Origin of the sequence: Aureispira anguillae (assembly GCF_026000115.1) — a bacterium.
Taxonomy (GTDB): Bacteria; Bacteroidota; Bacteroidia; order Chitinophagales; family Saprospiraceae; genus Aureispira; species Aureispira anguillae.
Genome location: NZ_AP026867.1, coordinates 2,338,141 through 2,355,334, shown reverse-complemented (window position 1 = coordinate 2,355,334; position 17,194 = coordinate 2,338,141). Strand labels below are relative to the sequence as shown.

At 35.6% G+C, this 17,194-nt stretch carries 17 protein-coding genes; 5 read left to right on the top strand and 12 right to left on the bottom strand.

Translation table 11 applies throughout. The annotated features are described in order from the left end of the window. Positions 1 to 30: 30 nt before the first annotated feature. The 5 genes from AsAng_RS09035 to AsAng_RS09015 form a co-directional block, all read right to left on the bottom strand. Complete coding sequence (locus AsAng_RS09035; protein ID WP_264792448.1) at positions 31 to 564, bottom strand: hypothetical protein; 534 nt, start codon at positions 562 to 564, stop codon at positions 31 to 33. A 231-nt stretch (positions 565 to 795) separates the two neighbouring features. Continuing rightward, a complete protein-coding gene (locus AsAng_RS09030) occupies positions 796 to 1,356 on the bottom strand; it encodes a hypothetical protein (RefSeq protein WP_264792447.1) in 561 nt (186 codons plus the stop codon). A gap of 88 nt (positions 1,357 to 1,444) precedes the next feature. Then, positions 1,445 to 2,608 carry a DUF3500 domain-containing protein gene (locus AsAng_RS09025; RefSeq protein WP_264792446.1) on the bottom strand — a complete coding sequence of 388 codons (1,164 nt, stop codon included), beginning with the start codon at positions 2,606 to 2,608 and terminating at the stop codon, positions 1,445 to 1,447. A gap of 61 nt (positions 2,609 to 2,669) precedes the next feature. Next, the gene (locus AsAng_RS09020) at positions 2,670 to 3,956 is read right to left on the bottom strand and encodes a sensor histidine kinase (RefSeq protein ID WP_264792445.1); all 1,287 of its coding nucleotides are present in this window, start codon (positions 3,954 to 3,956) and stop codon (positions 2,670 to 2,672) included. A 26-nt stretch (positions 3,957 to 3,982) separates the two neighbouring features. Beyond that, entirely contained in the window at positions 3,983 to 4,675 is a 693-nt protein-coding gene (locus AsAng_RS09015; RefSeq protein WP_264792444.1) for a response regulator transcription factor, read from the bottom strand. 208 nt (positions 4,676 to 4,883) lie between these two features. Here AsAng_RS09015 and AsAng_RS09010 point away from each other — a divergent pair, with 208 nt between their 5' ends. The 5 genes from AsAng_RS09010 (at position 4,884) to AsAng_RS08990 (ending at position 10,237) form a co-directional block, all read left to right on the top strand. Further along, positions 4,884 to 5,951 carry a sensor histidine kinase gene (locus AsAng_RS09010; RefSeq protein WP_264792443.1) on the top strand — a complete coding sequence of 356 codons (1,068 nt, stop codon included), beginning with the start codon at positions 4,884 to 4,886 and terminating at the stop codon, positions 5,949 to 5,951. Beyond that, positions 5,941 to 6,654 (top strand): LytR/AlgR family response regulator transcription factor, encoded by a 714-nt coding sequence (locus AsAng_RS09005; protein WP_264792442.1) that lies wholly within the window; start codon positions 5,941 to 5,943, stop codon positions 6,652 to 6,654. Before AsAng_RS09010 ends, AsAng_RS09005 begins: the two co-directional genes overlap by 11 nt. A 128-nt stretch (positions 6,655 to 6,782) precedes the next feature. After that, positions 6,783 to 7,754, top strand: a complete 972-nt coding sequence (locus AsAng_RS09000) for a formylglycine-generating enzyme family protein (RefSeq protein ID WP_264792441.1) — start codon at positions 6,783 to 6,785, stop codon at positions 7,752 to 7,754. Between the two features lie 95 nt (positions 7,755 to 7,849). Next, positions 7,850 to 8,899, top strand: coding sequence for a formylglycine-generating enzyme family protein (locus AsAng_RS08995; protein ID WP_264792440.1), 1,050 nt, complete (start codon positions 7,850 to 7,852; stop codon positions 8,897 to 8,899). A 90-nt stretch (positions 8,900 to 8,989) separates the two neighbouring features. Further along, the gene (locus AsAng_RS08990) at positions 8,990 to 10,237 is read left to right on the top strand and encodes an SUMF1/EgtB/PvdO family nonheme iron enzyme (protein WP_264792439.1); all 1,248 of its coding nucleotides are present in this window, start codon (positions 8,990 to 8,992) and stop codon (positions 10,235 to 10,237) included. 112 nt (positions 10,238 to 10,349) lie between these two features. Here the strand turns inward: AsAng_RS08990 and AsAng_RS08985 are convergent, their stop codons facing one another. The 7 genes from AsAng_RS08985 to AsAng_RS08955 form a co-directional block, all read right to left on the bottom strand. Further along, a complete protein-coding gene (locus AsAng_RS08985) occupies positions 10,350 to 11,819 on the bottom strand; it encodes a hypothetical protein (protein WP_264792438.1) in 1,470 nt (489 codons plus the stop codon). Between the two features lie 12 nt (positions 11,820 to 11,831). After that, entirely contained in the window at positions 11,832 to 12,680 is an 849-nt protein-coding gene (gene bla, locus AsAng_RS08980; RefSeq protein WP_264792437.1) for a class A beta-lactamase, subclass A2, read from the bottom strand. Positions 12,681 to 12,852: 172 nt separating this feature from the next. After that, a complete protein-coding gene (locus AsAng_RS08975) occupies positions 12,853 to 13,356 on the bottom strand; it encodes a DUF2004 domain-containing protein (RefSeq protein WP_264792436.1) in 504 nt (167 codons plus the stop codon). Between the two features lie 301 nt (positions 13,357 to 13,657). Continuing rightward, the gene (locus AsAng_RS08970; protein ID WP_264792435.1) at positions 13,658 to 13,999 is read right to left on the bottom strand and encodes a DUF1330 domain-containing protein; all 342 of its coding nucleotides are present in this window, start codon (positions 13,997 to 13,999) and stop codon (positions 13,658 to 13,660) included. A 73-nt stretch (positions 14,000 to 14,072) separates the two neighbouring features. Then, positions 14,073 to 14,561, bottom strand: coding sequence for a Crp/Fnr family transcriptional regulator (locus AsAng_RS08965; RefSeq protein WP_264792434.1), 489 nt, complete (start codon positions 14,559 to 14,561; stop codon positions 14,073 to 14,075). Between the two features lie 63 nt (positions 14,562 to 14,624). Continuing rightward, positions 14,625 to 15,494: an aspartyl protease family protein gene (locus AsAng_RS08960; protein WP_264792433.1), complete on the bottom strand. Its 870-nt coding sequence runs from the start codon at positions 15,492 to 15,494 to the stop codon at positions 14,625 to 14,627. A gap of 446 nt (positions 15,495 to 15,940) precedes the next feature. Next, on the bottom strand, positions 15,941 to 17,179 hold the full coding sequence (locus tag AsAng_RS08955; protein WP_264792432.1) for a leucine-rich repeat domain-containing protein: 1,239 nt from the start codon (positions 17,177 to 17,179) through the stop codon (positions 15,941 to 15,943). Positions 17,180 to 17,194 lie beyond the last annotated feature (15 nt).

The following is a 17,194-nucleotide window of genomic DNA, read 5'->3' as shown; positions in this document are numbered from 1 at the left end:
ATGTTTTTTCCCTATTATAATTATTAAATTTTAGCGATAAGTAACGGTATACCAGTTGTTCTCAAATCCTCTTTCTATAGTAGATTTTTCTTCATCTCTAATTACTCGGACACTCATTTTATATTTGCGAATGAAAGCCGTAAGAGAGCCTCTTATTAGCTCATTGACATAAGGTGTATACGATTGAATCACAACTTCCTTTTTTGCTCGATTGTGACTAACCATCTTGATGAAACCAATGTAGCCATTTCTATATCCTGTATTATAAATAATATTTAAAACCTCTAGAAATTCTTCTAGTGTAGTTAATCCTTCAGGAAGGGATATATTATTAAAGGCAGCTTTCCCAATATCAAAAAGAGTGTTCGGTCCAAATTCTTTGGCTACTGTTTTATAAAAATTGGACACTTTTTGAACAGGATACCACTCTGTTAATTGAGGATCAGGAATGCCCTCCTTAGTTAATATTTCTAATAAGCTTTTTTTTACAAAATCAGATCTCGAAAAAATAGGAGGAAACACAGATGCTCCTATTAACTCGACATTAGAATCAAATGCTTTCATTGTCTTTTGAATTAAGTTTAACGAAAATATCTTCATATAGAATATATATATACAAGCTGACTTAACAAAAGAAAATGTGATCTTTTTCTTTAAAGGAAAACTAAAAATGTGAATTTTATTTTTGCTGGAAGGCTATTTTTTTACGGTCTATTTTAGCTCCATTTATCTATGGCAAAATATTAACTGGCAAGAAGAAAAAATACCTTCTATTATGGTGTTTGATGGGTTGTTTTAGCAAACTAAAGCTGGTATGCCTGGCACAAAACGATAGCCTTTATAATTCTTCTGAACAAAGGGTTCTAGTTTATTTTTTAGCGATTCAGAAAAATATAAACAACTGCCAAAGGCCAAAAAGATGGCATCCTTGCTGGTTGATGTTTCAGCGCAATAGTCAGCCGCTAGGTAGTCCATTTTCCCTTTTAGTCTAAAATATTCTTTGTGGCCATAGGGAAGCCCATTTTTTACGATTTTTACAGCTTCAAATTTGATTTTATTTTGAGACAATGCCGTTATTTTAGCGGCAATCTTTTTTTCAAATAAATAGTACTTAAAGATGTAAATCAAAAAGGGTAAATGTCCTTCGTTGACCACTTCATAGGTGTTTTGATTGATCGGTTTCAAAACAACAGGTTCTACCTTTGTGTCGAAAGATATGTCTTGATTAGCTCTAAACAAGGTTTTAAATTTGTTGAAAACCGAATATTGAGGCGCAATAACTTCTTTATAACTAGTATCATACAAGTCGATTTCTTCTAGTTCAGAGTTGGTGAGCCAATAGATTTGATGTTTCATTTTTAAGCGTTTGATCCAGTGTCTTTTTTTTACGCAATAGCATTGATTTTAGAGGGGCAATGCTATTGCATTAAGGAATAAATTGAACCTAGTGTTTGTGGTATTCTTCAATGTGTCTTTCTAGCCAATTTTCACCATAATCGTTAGAGGGGTCTCGTATAATCGTATGAGGGTGTGTATTCCAATCAAAGCCTGTTCTCTGATCGGCAAAATCAATAAGAATGGAGGGACCATTAACTCTAAAGAATATTTTTTCGTTGCCATTGGTAGGTCCCATCCACATAAAGTAAAGTTGTTGCAAACCGTCTTTTTGAATTTTATCGAGCCAAGCTTCAGCGACATCAAAATCAGCATTTCTAACATATTCTTCTACCAATGCCCAAAGTAATTTTTGTTGAGCCGAGTTTAACTCATCGCCACGAATTCCTCTATTGGTAATTTTTTTATCTTTTGCCCCTGGTCCCTGAAAGTCAATTGGACCAAACTTATTTTCAGGATATTTTGGAGCAATGACGGCTTTAGCCAGTTGTTTTTTTGTTAAGCTTTGTAATAACTCATAACCTCTATTTCGTTCATTAGGCAAAAAAGTATACCCAGCGTGTTTTCCATGACTAATAGAAGCAGGGTCAGAGCCATAGAACATTGGAACAAAGGTTGCTTTACCATCTACAACCGTAAAATTAGCTGCTAAATGATGTCCTGTAATCATATATCCCCAACTTTTATCTTGAATAGGATTTCCATAAAAAGAAATATAATAGCCAATAGCACCCAAGCTTTGATTTTTACCAAAGAATTTCTCACTGGGGAGTTCTCTATTTTCTCCTTCTCGTTTTAATTCATCATCGCCTTGTATAGCTGCCCAAATCTTATAATAACCTTGAGAACTCGTAGAAGCGATTAGTAGCTTGTGAAATAGATTTCGTTGTGCGATACTCAGCCTCCCGATTGCTAAGCCATTTCTACTTTGGCTGTGGGTTGGTGCATTGGTCCAGTATGTTCTCATACTATCGTTTTCAAAATCGTAAATCAAGGCTGTTTGTTGTTCTTTGCTAAGGCTAGCTATAAATTCTTTCCCAGTGTTCGTCATTTGCTGCCCTGTTTGGGAATGATCGGGTACATCATGGGCATGGTGGTGATGATGGGTAGAATGTTGATGTGAATGATGATGGTGGTGATGGTGCTGCTTTTTTGCTGTACGGCAACTGCAATAAAAACATAAGGTTAGACCGATAAAAATATATTTATACATAACTTGATTTAGATTATAATATTGATAATTCTGCAAAAATAAATCATAGTTAATGGATAAACTAATTGGAAATTTGAAGAAAATTTGAAGACTTATTGAGGAAGCTTATTTCTATCTGATGCCAATTTTGGTCTAGAGTATAAGCGACGGCCATTGAATTTTTGTTGCAAATACTTTTGATAATGGATAGCCCAAGACCAATGGACGAGGAGCTTTGGTTGGCTTTTTTAAATCTTTTGAACAACTCTTGGGGCGGAACCGTCAATTCAAGCCCTGTATTCTTTATTTTTAACGATGCTGCGGTCAATTCTATGGCAATTTGACCGCTTTCAGGGAGGTTGTGTTTGATGGCATTGTTTAATAAGTTGGTAATAAGAATGTAAGCCAAGGAGGGATCAATCGGAAACTCAATGTCTCCTTGAATGTTTGCAGTTAATTGAATGTTTTTAAAATCGATAATTTCTTTGTAGTCTAATAGGGTTTCATTAAGCAACTTACTAAAGTTGATTTTTTTAGCCGTTTGGAATTCGTGGTTGTCCAATTTAGTAAGCAATAACAATGTTTTGTTTAGACGGGATAATCTATCAATAGCGAGATAGGAGCTTTGAATCAATTCCGTTTGATTTTCATTGAGTGTTGTGTTTAACAAGAGCTCTAATTTTCCCTTGGCAATGGCTAAGGGCGTTTGCATTTCGTGAGAAGCATTTTCACTAAAGGATTTAAGGGATTGATATTCCTGTTTTGCCTTTTGGGACATGTTGTTCAAAAATTGGTTGAGTTGATCAAACTCTTTGGTATTGCTAGAAGCGAAGGGGACACCAACTTGGGTCAGGTCAAATTCTTCAATTGTTTTTAGTGTTTGGTGAAGTGGCTTTAAAAAAATACGAGATAAAATTAAGCTGGTTAGCCCAAATAGCGTTAATAAAATAAGAAAAGTAAGACTAAGTGAAGAGATAGCCGTTTTGGAGATTTCATCTTCTTCCAAAAGTACATTGTAGACAGAGATTTGATAGACCTGCCCATTAATTCTTTTTTGGCTAATAGCTTTTTCATGAGGCTCCAACTTTTGGAGATTTTCCACCCAAACTAAAGTATCCCTAAAGTGTATGGGCTGTTCTACTGCATTTTGAGGAAGTGCTACAATTTGTATTTTGCTAGAAACCAATAAGGCGGGATTAATCCCAAGTTTTATTCGATCACTAATATAAGTGGTAGCCTTTCTTAATTCCCACATTTGTTCAGATTTTATTTCAGATTCTATAATCTCAAACGTAATAAACCCTCCCAAAATAAATACAAAACCAGCTATTAATAGATAAGAAGAAGTAAGTTTGGTAACCAGTTTCATAAGGATATAATTAACGGAGTATTAAATTAAGTGATGTTGGGTGTTTTTTTCATCTTGTAACCAACTCCATAAACAGTTTGAATATAATCTTCTCCTATTTCTTTTGCCAATTTTTTGCGCAAATTTTTGATATGTTGGTATACAAAATCACAATTTAACAAATCGTGGACATAATCTCCCCATACATGTTCAGCAATGGCTTGTTTGCTTAGCATTCGATCTCGATTGTTCACAAAGTAGATTAAAAGAGCGTATTCTTTTTTGGTAAGGACAAGTTCTTTGTTTTTGGCATAGACTTTTTGGGCTTGTGTATCTATTCTGAGTTGACCAAAACTGATTTCTTGTTGCCCTTGTTGCATTTTTCGACGATAAATAGCTTTTATTCTCGCATTGAGTTCCGATAAATGGAAGGGTTTGGGAAGATAGTCATCAGCCCCCAAATCTAGTCCTTCAATTCTATCATTTAGAGCACCCTTTGCGGAGATGATAAGGACTCCACTAGACTGTTTGCTTTTTATGTGTTGCCTTAGCAATTCTATTCCATTCCCATCGGGGAGCATGAGGTCTAACAAAAGAATATCATAACGATGTTGTTGGAGTTTTTGATGAGCCGTTTTGTAGTTTTCAGCTACTTCTATAATATAGGCTTCTTGAGTTAAAAAGTCAAGGGTGTTTTGCCTAAGCTCTTTGTTGTCTTCTACTAATAATATTTTGATCATTGAACTAAGGTAATGATTTTGAAAAATAAAACAAGCTATAAATTTTGAAGAGTTTTTGAAGATACGAATAAGGTAGTGTTGTTGACCGATATATTTTGGACGTTTGCCAATTTTAAAGGAACTGGGGGAATATCTTTCGATTGCAAATTAATAAAAGTCACATTTTTTTTATTCCTTGCAAGAGAAGGAGTTACAAATGAAATTAAAAATGAGCCTAAGAACAAAAATAATTACAAAAGAAAATGGTAAAGAGCTAACTTATTTGAAGCATCTAATACTTTGGTTGTTGCTCTTTGTTGCGCCTATTTTTTTGCTAGAAAACATAGGACTGATTTTCACTTATGCTCCCGTTTATTACATAGCGGCTTTTTTAGTATTAATAGTTGTATTTTATGCTTTTTATCTCAAATTCACACCTCAATACTTATTAAACGATAGAATCTTTATCTACTTAGGGTTAATTGTCGTTTGTTTTATGATTTATCGACATTTTCCCAAAGTGGTGTGTCGGTTATTGCCAGAGCATCCGTGGACGCAAGACCCTTTTGGCTTGGAAGAGGAACTAAAAGCAAAGATGCGACTTGGAGCGCTATTTATGTATTTTGTCATTACCTTAGTCATTTCTATTATAGAAAGTTTAAAGGACGCACAACAATTAAATCAACGCTTAAAAAGCGAAAAAAACATAGCAGAATTAGCTTTGCTAAAGTCGCAAGTGAACCCACATTTTTTATTTAACTCTCTGAACAGCATTTATTATTTAGCCATCAAAAAAGCAGATGAGGCACCAAAAGCAATTATTGCGCTCTCTGATATGATGCGTTATGTATTTACAGAGGCAAGCAATGATTCTGTTCCTCTTTTGAGGGAAATAGATTATATTACTAAATATATTGATCTACAGCGATTGCGATTGCCTAAACATACCGAGGTGAAAAGCGAAATTAGCGTTCAAGAAGAAACCTTGATGATTGCTCCTTTATTACTGATTCCTTTTATTGAAAATGCATTTAAGTATGGGGTCAGTACTCGCAAAGCAACAACAATTTATCTTCAAATAACAGCAGATGCAGACCAACTGTCAATGAAAGTTTTGAATACAATTATTGCAACAGAGCAAGAAGAAATAGAGACTAAAACGGGGACAGGGATCGACAATGTGAAACGACAGTTAGAGCTTATTTATCCCAATCGACATACTTTATCGATTAATAACGATGGAAATGTATTTGAAGTGAAACTTAAGATTAACAATCAAAAAAACAATGGGAAATAAGCAAAAAATAACCTGCATTGCTGTTGATGATGAGCCTTTTGCGCTGGCGCTAATCGAAGATTTTTGTGCAAAAATTCCACAGCTTGAATTAATTGATTTGTTTGACAATCCTTTTGAAGCCTTGGATTATTTGAGGCATCATAAGCCAGATGCGGTGTTCATGGATATTAAAATGCCTGAAATATCTGGCATCCAACTAATCCAGCAAATTCCCGAATTTCCTGCCCTAATATTTACAACCGCTCATAGCAAATATGCTGTTGAGAGTTATAATCTTAACGCCCTAGATTATTTGCTAAAACCATTTGATTTTGAACGGTTTTACAAAGCAGTTCAAAAAGTTGAAAAGCATTTGGCTCGATCGACTTTTATGGAGCAAGAAGAAGAGAAACGAGCTTCTATTGTTGTTAAAGTAGAATATAAAAATGTACAAATCTTATTGGCTGATATTTTATATGTAGAGGCAATGGATAATTATGTCAAAATTCACACAGCTGAGAAATATTATTTGACACAACAAAGCATGAAGTTTACCTTACAAAGTTTGCCAGAAGATAACTTTTGTCGGGTTCACAAATCTTATATTGTTGCCTTGTCAAAAGTTGACCATTTTTCTTATAAATCCATTGCCATCCAAGGGCAGAACATTCCAATTGGCAGAACATTTCTACAAAAGTTTAGAAAAAAAATAGCAAAATTATAATCCAAACAATCGCTTACCCTTGGAATCCAGTCGTTAACCAATAATCTTATCTAAGGCTGATTTTATGTCGTATTTTTATTTCAGATAAAAGTGGAAGTTCCATGTTATTTATAAATAAAAATAATAAAATGAAGTCTAGTAGTGTCTTTTTTGCAGTTTTATTGATGTTGTGTTCTTGTAAAGAAACAGAGGTACCAACAACAACGACAGTAAGTACAAGCTTACCCTCAAGTATAATTTTTAAAGAAATTCCAGCAGGAACCTTCCAAATGGGGGGAACCACCATCCAGAATGATGCGCCTGCGGTAACGATAAGTCTATCTGCATTTCAAATGTCTGAAAAAGAAATTACCAATCAGGAGTATATTGACTTTTTGAATGCGGCTTATCAAGATGCCTGGATTACAGTGATAGAACAACAACTGCAAGATCCTTGTGGAAGTTATACCGAAAAAGTAGTCATTGGTGCAGGAGATGCGCCCAATGCAGGCGAGGTGTTTTTGCAATTAGGCGAAACAGGGGGCTGTACGAGCCACGGTGATCCTGAGCATTTGGACAATAAAAGTTGGATTGCATTTAATACAACGAATAATCAATTTGAATTGTTGGATGCTACCAAAGCAGATTGGCCAGTCAATTGGGTGAAATGGTTTGGTGCTTTTGCTTTTGCAGAATACTATGGGATTAGTCTGCCAACAGAGGCTCAGTGGGAATGTGCAGCACGAGGTGGACAACAATTGGAGTACCCAACGGATGATGGAACGCTTTCTTTGACCAAAGCAAATTACAATGGAGACCTTCCTGGAGTTTACAATGCCAATGGTCATTCTGTGGAAGTAGGTACTTATGCAGCCAACCCATACGGTTTGTATGATATGGGAGGAAATGTATGGGAGTGGTGCCAAGATTATTATAGTGCTTCTTTTTACCAAGATGGAGCAACAGACCCGCTTAATACTACTCCTGGAACCGATGCTAAACGGGTAAGAAGAGGAGGATCATGGAATTATCATGCTAGCACCTTGCTGACGTATGCTAGGGCGGCTGATTTTGAAAATAGAGGGAATAATCACTTTGGTTTTAGAGTAGTAAAGAATTAAATATAATAATATCAACTCAATCGTTCGCTAAAAACCATACAATCGTACCAAATTCATAGAGGTAATTAGCGAACTACTAAAAATTATAATATCGTATGTTTAAAATAGCTTTTGCTTTGTTTACAGTTTTGTTAATCTCTTCTTGTGCTAAAGAAGAACCAATTGCAACAAGTCCTGAATTGGATATAGAATTTGTAACCGTCCCAACGGATGGAACAATTGCTAGCTTCGAAATAGCGGCAACAGAGGTTTCTAATGAAGAGTATGCTCTTTTTCTAAATAGAGCTTTTGCAGAAGATAAAATTACCTTTGATGCTACTACGGAAAAGGTGTATGATTTGGATGGAAAAGAATTGATTTATCTAGGGGGAAGTCGAGTAGTAAAAGACCATAATAGCGATGGTGTTTATACCTTGGATGAAATGGAAAATCCGCTCAATATCTGTTTTATCTATTTTGATGAAACAACGCAAACGTTTGAGATTAAAGATCCTGCAACAATAGATTGGGACCCTTATTTTGATCCTAACATATACGCTAATGTAGTTGACTCAAAAAACGATTGGTATGAGCTGAGTGGCAATGCTAATGGTTTTTATGGTGCAGGGGATACCGATGGTTTGATGCCAACCTTAGAAGAAGTAAAAACTTGGCCAGCTAATTTTGTAAGATACTATGGGGCAGAAGCGTTTGCAAAATTCTACAATTGCGACCTACCTACCTTTACACAATGGAAACTAGCGGGAAAAGGAGGGCAAGATTTTGCTTATGCTACCGCTGATGGAACCGTAAATCCTAGTGCTGCTTGGTACAATGTAGATGCTACAAGTCCTCCATTTCCAATTCACAAAGGACATGTACAACCTGTTAATTCATTATCTCCAAATCCACTAGGAGTTTATAATTTGGGTGGAAATGTATGGGAATGGACAAAGGATTGGTACAGAGGTACAGACGTTTTCTCTATGGGCAAGCAAGATGAAGATTATTATATTGCCGATGAGCCAGAAGATCCAAATCATTTAAAAGGTTTGTTTGGGGGATCGTTCAATTACTTTCCAATGACTATGAAAATAACTTGGAACCATGCAGCAAAACCAAACACAGGAAACGATCACTTTGGTTTTAGAGTAGTAAAAAACTAATTGACTAAATAAAAAAGCGTACAGGGCAAAGCTTAGAAATAATAAATCGACTCTATGGTTGAGCTTTGCCCCGTACTCAAACAAAAAACGATGAAAAAAAAAGTATTGAAGCTTTTGCTATTCCAGTTTATGACAACAGCAGCTTTTTGCCAAGTCTATTCTGGTAATATAATCGGTATACCAGCGGGCTCTTTTACAATGGGCAACAATAACGCTCCCGCTATGTTTAATGACCAAGCTCCTGAGCATACGGTTACAATAGATTCTTTTGGAATCGGCGAAACAGAGGTTTCGAATGCTCAATATGTGACCTTCTTAAATGAAATGGCTCAACAAGGAAATCTGTTTGCAGAAGAGGGGGTTCCTGGAGATTGGTCTAGCGATTCGGTAGATATTGCCAATGGGCATTCTTGGAATATTATGGCGGATAGCACTTTGGTAGGTGAATGGGCTGGACAAGTATTAATTGAGTTGAGTAACATTGCAGGAGGCGGGCAGGATTCGTTGAACAGGTGTTGGATTGAGTGGGATTCCTCTTCTAATGTTTATTCCGTGGTGTCGGGCTACGAAAACTGGCCTGCGACTTGGGTGAGTTGGTACGGAGCAATGATGTATGTTGATTATTATGGTCTTTCGCTTCCTACAGAAGCCGAATGGGAGTATGCTGCAAGAGCCAACCAACAATTGCTCTATCCAACGGATGATGGAATGCTTAGTTTTGGGCAAGCTAATTATGGAAGTTTTACCCCAACTAGTGACCCAAACTTTTTACCTTATCCTGCTCCTGTAGGAACACTGTTTCCTGCTAATCCATTTGGTTTATATAATATGGCAGGTAATGTTTCAGAGTGGTGTTTGGATTGGTATAGGGAGGATTTTTATCAGACGTGTATAGATAGTGCTTATTGTTGTAACCCCATTAATGAGGTTGAGCCAGACAGCATGAAAGTAAAAGTAATCAGAGGAGGAAATCATACTTATCCTGATCCTTTTGCAATGAGTAGTCACCGTTTTGATACCCCTCCTTTTGTTACCACGGATCATATGGGATTTCGGGTGGTGCGTAGAGCAACCAACACAAGCATTACAAAAGTTGCTACTTCCGAGTCCTTACAAGTCTTTCCTAATCCTGCTAGTGGAACAATTCAAATTGTTTTGGAGAAAGAAGGATCAATTCCTTTGGAAGTATCTATATATAACTACTGGGGGCAATTGGTATTGTCTAAATCGATTATGAATAACGATACACTTTTGTTAAGTGCCTTGTCGTCGGGTAATTATGTGGTTTTGGTTACCGCTAAGTCTAAGACTTATCGACAAAAAATAGTGATGCAATAGCCTTTGTCGTTGTCTGCTTGTTGGGGTAGGCAGACAACTAGGCAAAGCGTTAAAAACTAAATTCCTTTTGTACACTTTAGTTGAGTCCCTGAGAATTTATTCTTGGGGATTTTTATTTTTTATGATAATACAATAAAGGTCGTTGTGTAATATTCCAACGGTGTAAGAGTTTTGCTTGGTTGCTGGGTGTTGGGCTTGCTGAAATTGTTTCCCAAGACATTATCGTACAGTCGGGGATCAAAACAGGTTCTTCGGTTGCCTTAGAAAGTTGAAAAAATGTAGAACGTTCACAATCATAACGGGCAGGATATAAAGAGTTCATATCAATTAGAACAATAACCAATGCGAGCATGCTAAGAAATAGCTGTAATTGTTGTTTTCTTTTGCCAGTTAGCGTTTGGACTAATAAATTGGTGGTTGCTCCAAAGAGTACAAAAAGTCCGCAAGTGATTGGAAGCATGGTGTCAAAACGGAAGATAAGCGAGCGATAGGAACGATGCCCTCCCAAGGGTAATAAAAGGGTATAAATAAGAGAAAATAATGCAATGTATTGAATGGATTTTAATAACTTTTGTGCTTCTTTGGATGGAGAATTTTTAGCAATACTAAAATAGAAAATAGCGGTTAAGGCAATTAAGGGAAGTGGAGTGGCCTTAATTTGAAATAAAACTTTTAAAACACCTTGCCCTAGATAGACATAACGTTCTCCTAAACTTGGAATGGTGGTAGGATTTTCTGCATTAAATAGCCCCAAATAAAAGGAATAGAGCCCCAATAAAATTAGTCCTATAAAATGAAAAAGAAAAGCAAATGGAATGGCTTGAATCGCACTAAAAAATCGCTTGATGCTATAGTCCAAGTTAGAGGCTTGAAATTGTTTCCACCACAAGACCAACAAAATTAAACCTGAAATGAGAATGGCACTTGGAGCATTAATAGGACCGTGGAAAACCACTAGAAAAGAAAGCAAAAACAAAACAATATGTTCCCACCAACGCAAGACGGTGGAGCGCATTCCTTGATACATACCAACAAAGGGATGTAAATACAACAAAACAAAAAAGAAAGAAAATGGATAAGCAAAGGTATAGATAATCGAGTGATCTACGACCCGCATTGGAAAGAAATAGCCACGTGGAGAGGCTAAAAACAGGGCACTGAGCAAAGTAAATATCAGTAAATAACGACTGTTTAATAAACTCGTTTTTCCAACAATCCAATGGCTTAAAAGCGCTGTTATTCCCAATTGTGTGAAAAGCTTAAGAATAGCAGCACTGATATACAGACTATCGACTGGATTGGTGAATCGTTGAAAAAAAAAGGGAACGGTATTAAAATAAGTATAAGGCAACCAATGGGCAAAAAAACGATTGGGACCAACATATTTTTCGCCTGTTAATAATGCTCGAAAACCTAAGGGATCGTTTAATACATGACTATAACTCGGCGAAGGAAGCACAATATTGCCAAGATCTCCTAACAGTGGGGTTTGTAGGTAACAAAAATAGCTACTAATTAAATCTAAACCTATAATAAAAAGGAGTAGAATATAGAAGGAGCGTTTGGAAATAATTTGCTGCATGGTTGTATCTAATTATTTGGTCAAAGAACGGCTATTTTTATTAAAGTAGTCCCAAGTGAGTTTGGCTATATCCGCTATGATTTTTTTGTTTACACTAGGCGTTTCATTAGAATTGCTCACCAGAACACTTAAATAAAAGTGCCTGCCATCTGGTAAAAAAATAATCCCAATATCATTTTGAGCGCCAGTTAGTCCCTGTTCATTTTTTCCTGAATGTCCAGTTTTGTGAGCAACCACAACATCTTCAGGCAGGTAGCCCCTAATGCAGTTTTTTCCTGTTTTTGAACCTTTCATTACCTCCCATAAAAAATGGTGACTTTCAGGAGATAACTGCTGATTGGCATTGTCAAAAAACACTTTTAAGGCTTTATTCGCAGCTTTTGCTGTTGTCCAATTCTCATATTGTCGCTCCCAAACACTTTGTTGAGTGACCTCATCATATTTAATGGCTAAATCTGTGATGCCAGCTTGGTGGAGATACTGTTCCACGACTTTGGGACCTCCAATAAGTTTTAGCAACAAATCACAACCTACGTTATCACTATAAATAACGGTATATTTTAGAATTTCTTCTAGCGGTAAATCAATACCTGTAGGATATTTTTTGCGTATTGGGCTCCACAAATTATTATCCAAATCGGCTTTGCTAATGGGGATTTTTTCTTTTAGATGAAGTGCTCCTTTATCAACTTGATTTAATACCGCTAAAGCAATATGATATTTAAACACACTTTGCAAGGGGAGCGGTTGGTCGCCATTGATAGAAAGTGTATCACTAGGAGTACTGCCTATGATTGCAAGACCAACAGTAGCATCTTTATCGGCTAATAGAGTATGAATTTTTTGCCTTAAGGTATCCATTGATCTTTTTTTAGAACAGCTAAAAGTCAAGGAGGATAGTAGAAGTAAAATTAGGAGTTTATTGGTCATGTTATATGCCTTGGGAATTTGTTATTATTGATCGTGTAGTTATATTTTTAATTAGGCTTTCCTGTAAAAATGTTAAATCGGTTAATTTTTAAGCGTTAAATGGTTAACTTTCAACATAGACTTCCTCCATTACCTTTCCCAAACTGTTTGTTCTAACAACAAAGACGTATTGAGTCACTGCTTTGCTTATGGTAAAATCTAAAATAGCAAACTGTTCTTCTGTTTGTGGATAGAGTCCTATTCTAGATAAATGAATTTTCTTATAAGTATGGTGAATTTGATCGTTGGGTGTCATGGCTTCGTCGATTCCAAGGATTTTTTTGTCTGCTGCTTCGAATTGCTCAATATGGTCTTCGATGAGGGTTCTTACTTCGCCCTTATTTTCAAAGCTATCTTGAATGGCATGAACGGCATTTTGGTAGACGTTTTTAAAATTATTAAGATAATTTATGGACTTATTAAGCTCCTCAATGCTGCACATTGAATCCTGAAACCACAGATCCAAGGATACCTTTTTTCCATCAATTTCTAATACTCCGTCGTATACTTCTTTTAAATTTTCGGAATCTAACTTTTCGTCTAAATAAGGGATTTCTACAATAGCCATAGAACGCAAGATTATAATAATTTAGAAAGCTTGTTTATATCCAACAAAACGTTGTGAGATTTATTGGTACACAACCTATGACATAGGTCTATAAAGCGGAAGATACAAAAGTAAATACCAATGCTAAAGCAAAACTTAAAATTTCGCATATAATCTCTCTGTGCTTTTTTATACAGTTTTTCTGTTTCTTTCATTCTTATAGTTTTTTTGTAACGTTATTTTAGACGGGACAAGAGAGAGTATAAAAAAGCGGTTCAGGAACCAACCCTAAACCGCAATGTTTTTTGTGAAAATACAATGTTTAAAAGCCCCTTTCAAATACTGCTGAGTCGCTTTGACTTATTTGCATCCGTGCCTTTTTCAAGGGTTGATAATCGGGATCATTATAAAAACCTTGCGCATGTTCTAAAGAGGGAAATTGCAAAATTACTAATCGTCCTTGCGGAAGTGTCCCCTCTAGGGGTGGAGGGTTGTCAGCAACAGCAACCGTTACCCCTTGGTATTTTTCAACAATTTTGACAGATTTCTCTAAATAAATACGATTGAATGTTTCTTGATCTTCCACCCGTACAAATGCAACCATATAAGCAGGTATTTGATTTTTTTCTTCTTTATTAACTTTTTTTACCCCTAAATCTTTCATAAAACTAAATTTTTAAATGATTAATAATAGGAGCAAATTTATGAGCTTGTTAATGGCTATGCATTAATGTAGATTAAGAATTTAATTTATCGTTTTTTTGCCTTACTTGGTCTCCTTTTACCTTGCTAAGAGCTTCTGGTGTAATTCCCAAGTAGGAAGCGATCATTTTTTGGGAAACTCTTTGCGTGATGTCAGGATATGTTTCAATAAAATGTTCATAGCGCTCAATAGCAGAAGAGCTCATTAACATGATGACCCTTTTTTGTAAGACAGCAATTCTTTTTGCTAATAGGGTAATGTTGGGACTTATGGCTTTAAAATCTTTACCAGTTATGCTAATTGTAGCATCTTCTAAAGCATCAATGAAAAAATCACAGGGCGTATCAGGTTCCGCAGAATCCGCTATGATCCAACCTTCTGGAGCGAACATAAAAATGTGTTCTTTTCCTTTTTTATCAATGGTGTAGCTACGCAATAGACCAGAATGAACTTTGTAGACAGAGCTATTAAGATCTCCTTTAAACTGCAAAATGTGCCCTTTTTTTATCTGAATCGTTTTCATGGTCGTTATAATTAAGTATTCAATGAGCTATGTAAATTAAAAATAATAAATATAGTTAGTTACTTATGATGATAAATATAGTGTATTGTTTTTCCAATCGATTGTCACAATAAATGCTTCCAAAAATTTATTTCCAATTAAATTTTTTACTCCTTTTTTTATCGTTAATGGAACATTTTCTAAACGAACTTCCCCAAATGTTAACTGATCTATATGGACAAAATTATCGTTGCTTTTAATCCGAGAATCGTTGGATTGGAGTTTATCCAATAATTCAAAATTTCCCATAAAACTTCCAGAAAATCCTGTATCAAAGATAAATTCCTCGTGGATGTTGTTTAGATTGACATTAATGTTATTGTAGCCCCAACCCGTTGAATTTCTTGGAGTCATTATGCAAACCAAAGCATCAGAAGAGAAGGTTAAATTTTCTAACTTATCCGAAAATTGAATGGTTTTACGGTTATAGTTTAGTTGCCAATAAACTTTCCTCAAAATATTGGTGCCAATAATTCCAGCAATTTTTCTTTTGTCCGAAAAGGGAGATTTTATAAAAGATAAATCTTGAATGCCGATGCCGATATTTTGAAAAGAAATGCCATCAAGTTCTACAGCAGAAAGAAATCCATACTGTATTCTTTGCGTTTTAAAAGAACTACCCTCTGTTTTGTATTGTTTAATGGGTTTGAAGTCTAGTGCTTGGCTTAGACTTTGGTCAATCATCGTTATTTCATAGCCTGTATCAAAAAGAAAGGTATAACTACTATCGTTCAATGAAACATCAATAAAGATATGCCCTCCTTTATAATAAAAATCTATTTGTCGATTAAATTCATGTTGTGATAAATCACCTTGGGTAGCAATTAAAACCAATTTAGAACTGGAACAACTAGAGAATAATAGGACTAATACTGCAAATAATAGTTTATTCATAGGATCCATTTATTGTTTGGTAATGTTGAATTAGGACTTATTTTAGGAACTTTATGTTGGTTAAAACTAAGCATTTCTACTTTATTTATTGATCTTATATCTATGATTCAGTATTTTAGTTTATTGGGCAAGACAATTCTTACAATAGAGATTTTTTAAATGGGTGAAATGCAGAAGTTGATAATTGGACTCAATCCATTGACACAACCGTTGTGGGTTCATTTTTAGTGCTTTTTGAAGCTTGCTAACAAAACCTTCACTCAACGGGTTAGTATTTTCGAATAAAATAAGTGTTTGTAAGTAAGTAAAGAACATATCTTCGTGGGTAGGATGGTCTTTTAAGCCATTTTCAAGCAAATTAATCGCCCCTTTAGTACACTACTTAAGATAAGGCTAAGAAGAATTAAAACTAAAAATTTCATGAAGTTTAAGGTTTAATAGTTTGGCTAGTGGCCATAGGTAATGTGACAATGAGGTAATGCATAGTATATTTTCCATCCAATTTCTTCAAGTCCTTCGTCTAGGGATAGAGAGCTTAGTGTTTTTAGTTGTTGGAAGGAGGAAGGCAAGGTTTTGAGTGGATTGGCATGCAAATCTATTCGTTCAATGGATTTAAGATTTCCAATGGATTCAGGTAGAGAAACGAGTCGATTGTCTTCTATTAATAAATATCGCAAATTGCCCAAATCACCAAAAGACTTAGGCAATGTTGTAAGTTTGTTGTGGTTTAAGTAGCAAATTTCTAATGCCTTAAGTTGTCCAAATGATTCGGGGAGTCTGCGAAGTTTGTTGTGGCGCATTCCAAGCGTTTGTAATTTATTTAATTGTCCAAATGTCTCTGGTAAAGTGCGGAGTGGCGTATGGTGAATGGTTAATATTTCTAAGTTACTCAATGCCCCAAAAGATTTAGGAAGTTGAGTAATTGGATTGTGCCCCAAAGAAAGTTCTTTTAGTGCTTTGAGTTTGCCAATGGACTCTGGCAATGCAGTGAGTTGATTTTCATCGATCATGAGTTTTTGCAGTTGTTCTAATTGCCCAACAGATTCGGACAAAGAAGTCAACTGATTTCTAAAAAGCAGCAATGATTCTAATGTTTTGATCTTCCAGACCGATTCAGGAACTGCTGTAAACTGATTGCAACAAAGATACAGTTCTTTTAAATTTTTGAGCTTGGTAATGGATTCAGGGATGCTAGCAAGTGGATTTAACTGCACGGAAAGCGTTTCGAGGGCTTGTAGTTGACCAATATAAGCAGGCAGAGTTTTGATTTGATTGTTAGAAAGCGAGAGTGATTTTAATTGTTTTAGTTGGCAGACCGATTCAGGCAATGTTGTGAGTTTATTGTGGTCTAAATAGCAGGTTTCTAACTTTTTAAGTTGTCCCAATGATTCAGGGACTGCGCTAAGTTGATTTTTGCTTAATTGTAGTTTTTTTAATGCTTTAAGGGTTCCAATTGTTTCAGGAATACTGCTGATTTGGTTGCCATATAAATTAAGTATTTCTAAATTTTTGAACAACAGAATGGTGTCAGGAAAGGTATCTAAACCTTTTTTAGCCAAATCCAGATGATAAACCAAATCAGCCGATTGGAGTGCTTCCTTAAGATTGGTGTAGCATTTATCTTTTTGAGCAAAAAGTGAATAAGAAAGGACTAGAAGGGGGATTAAAAGGAATGTTTTTTTCATGCTTGTTGGATTGAT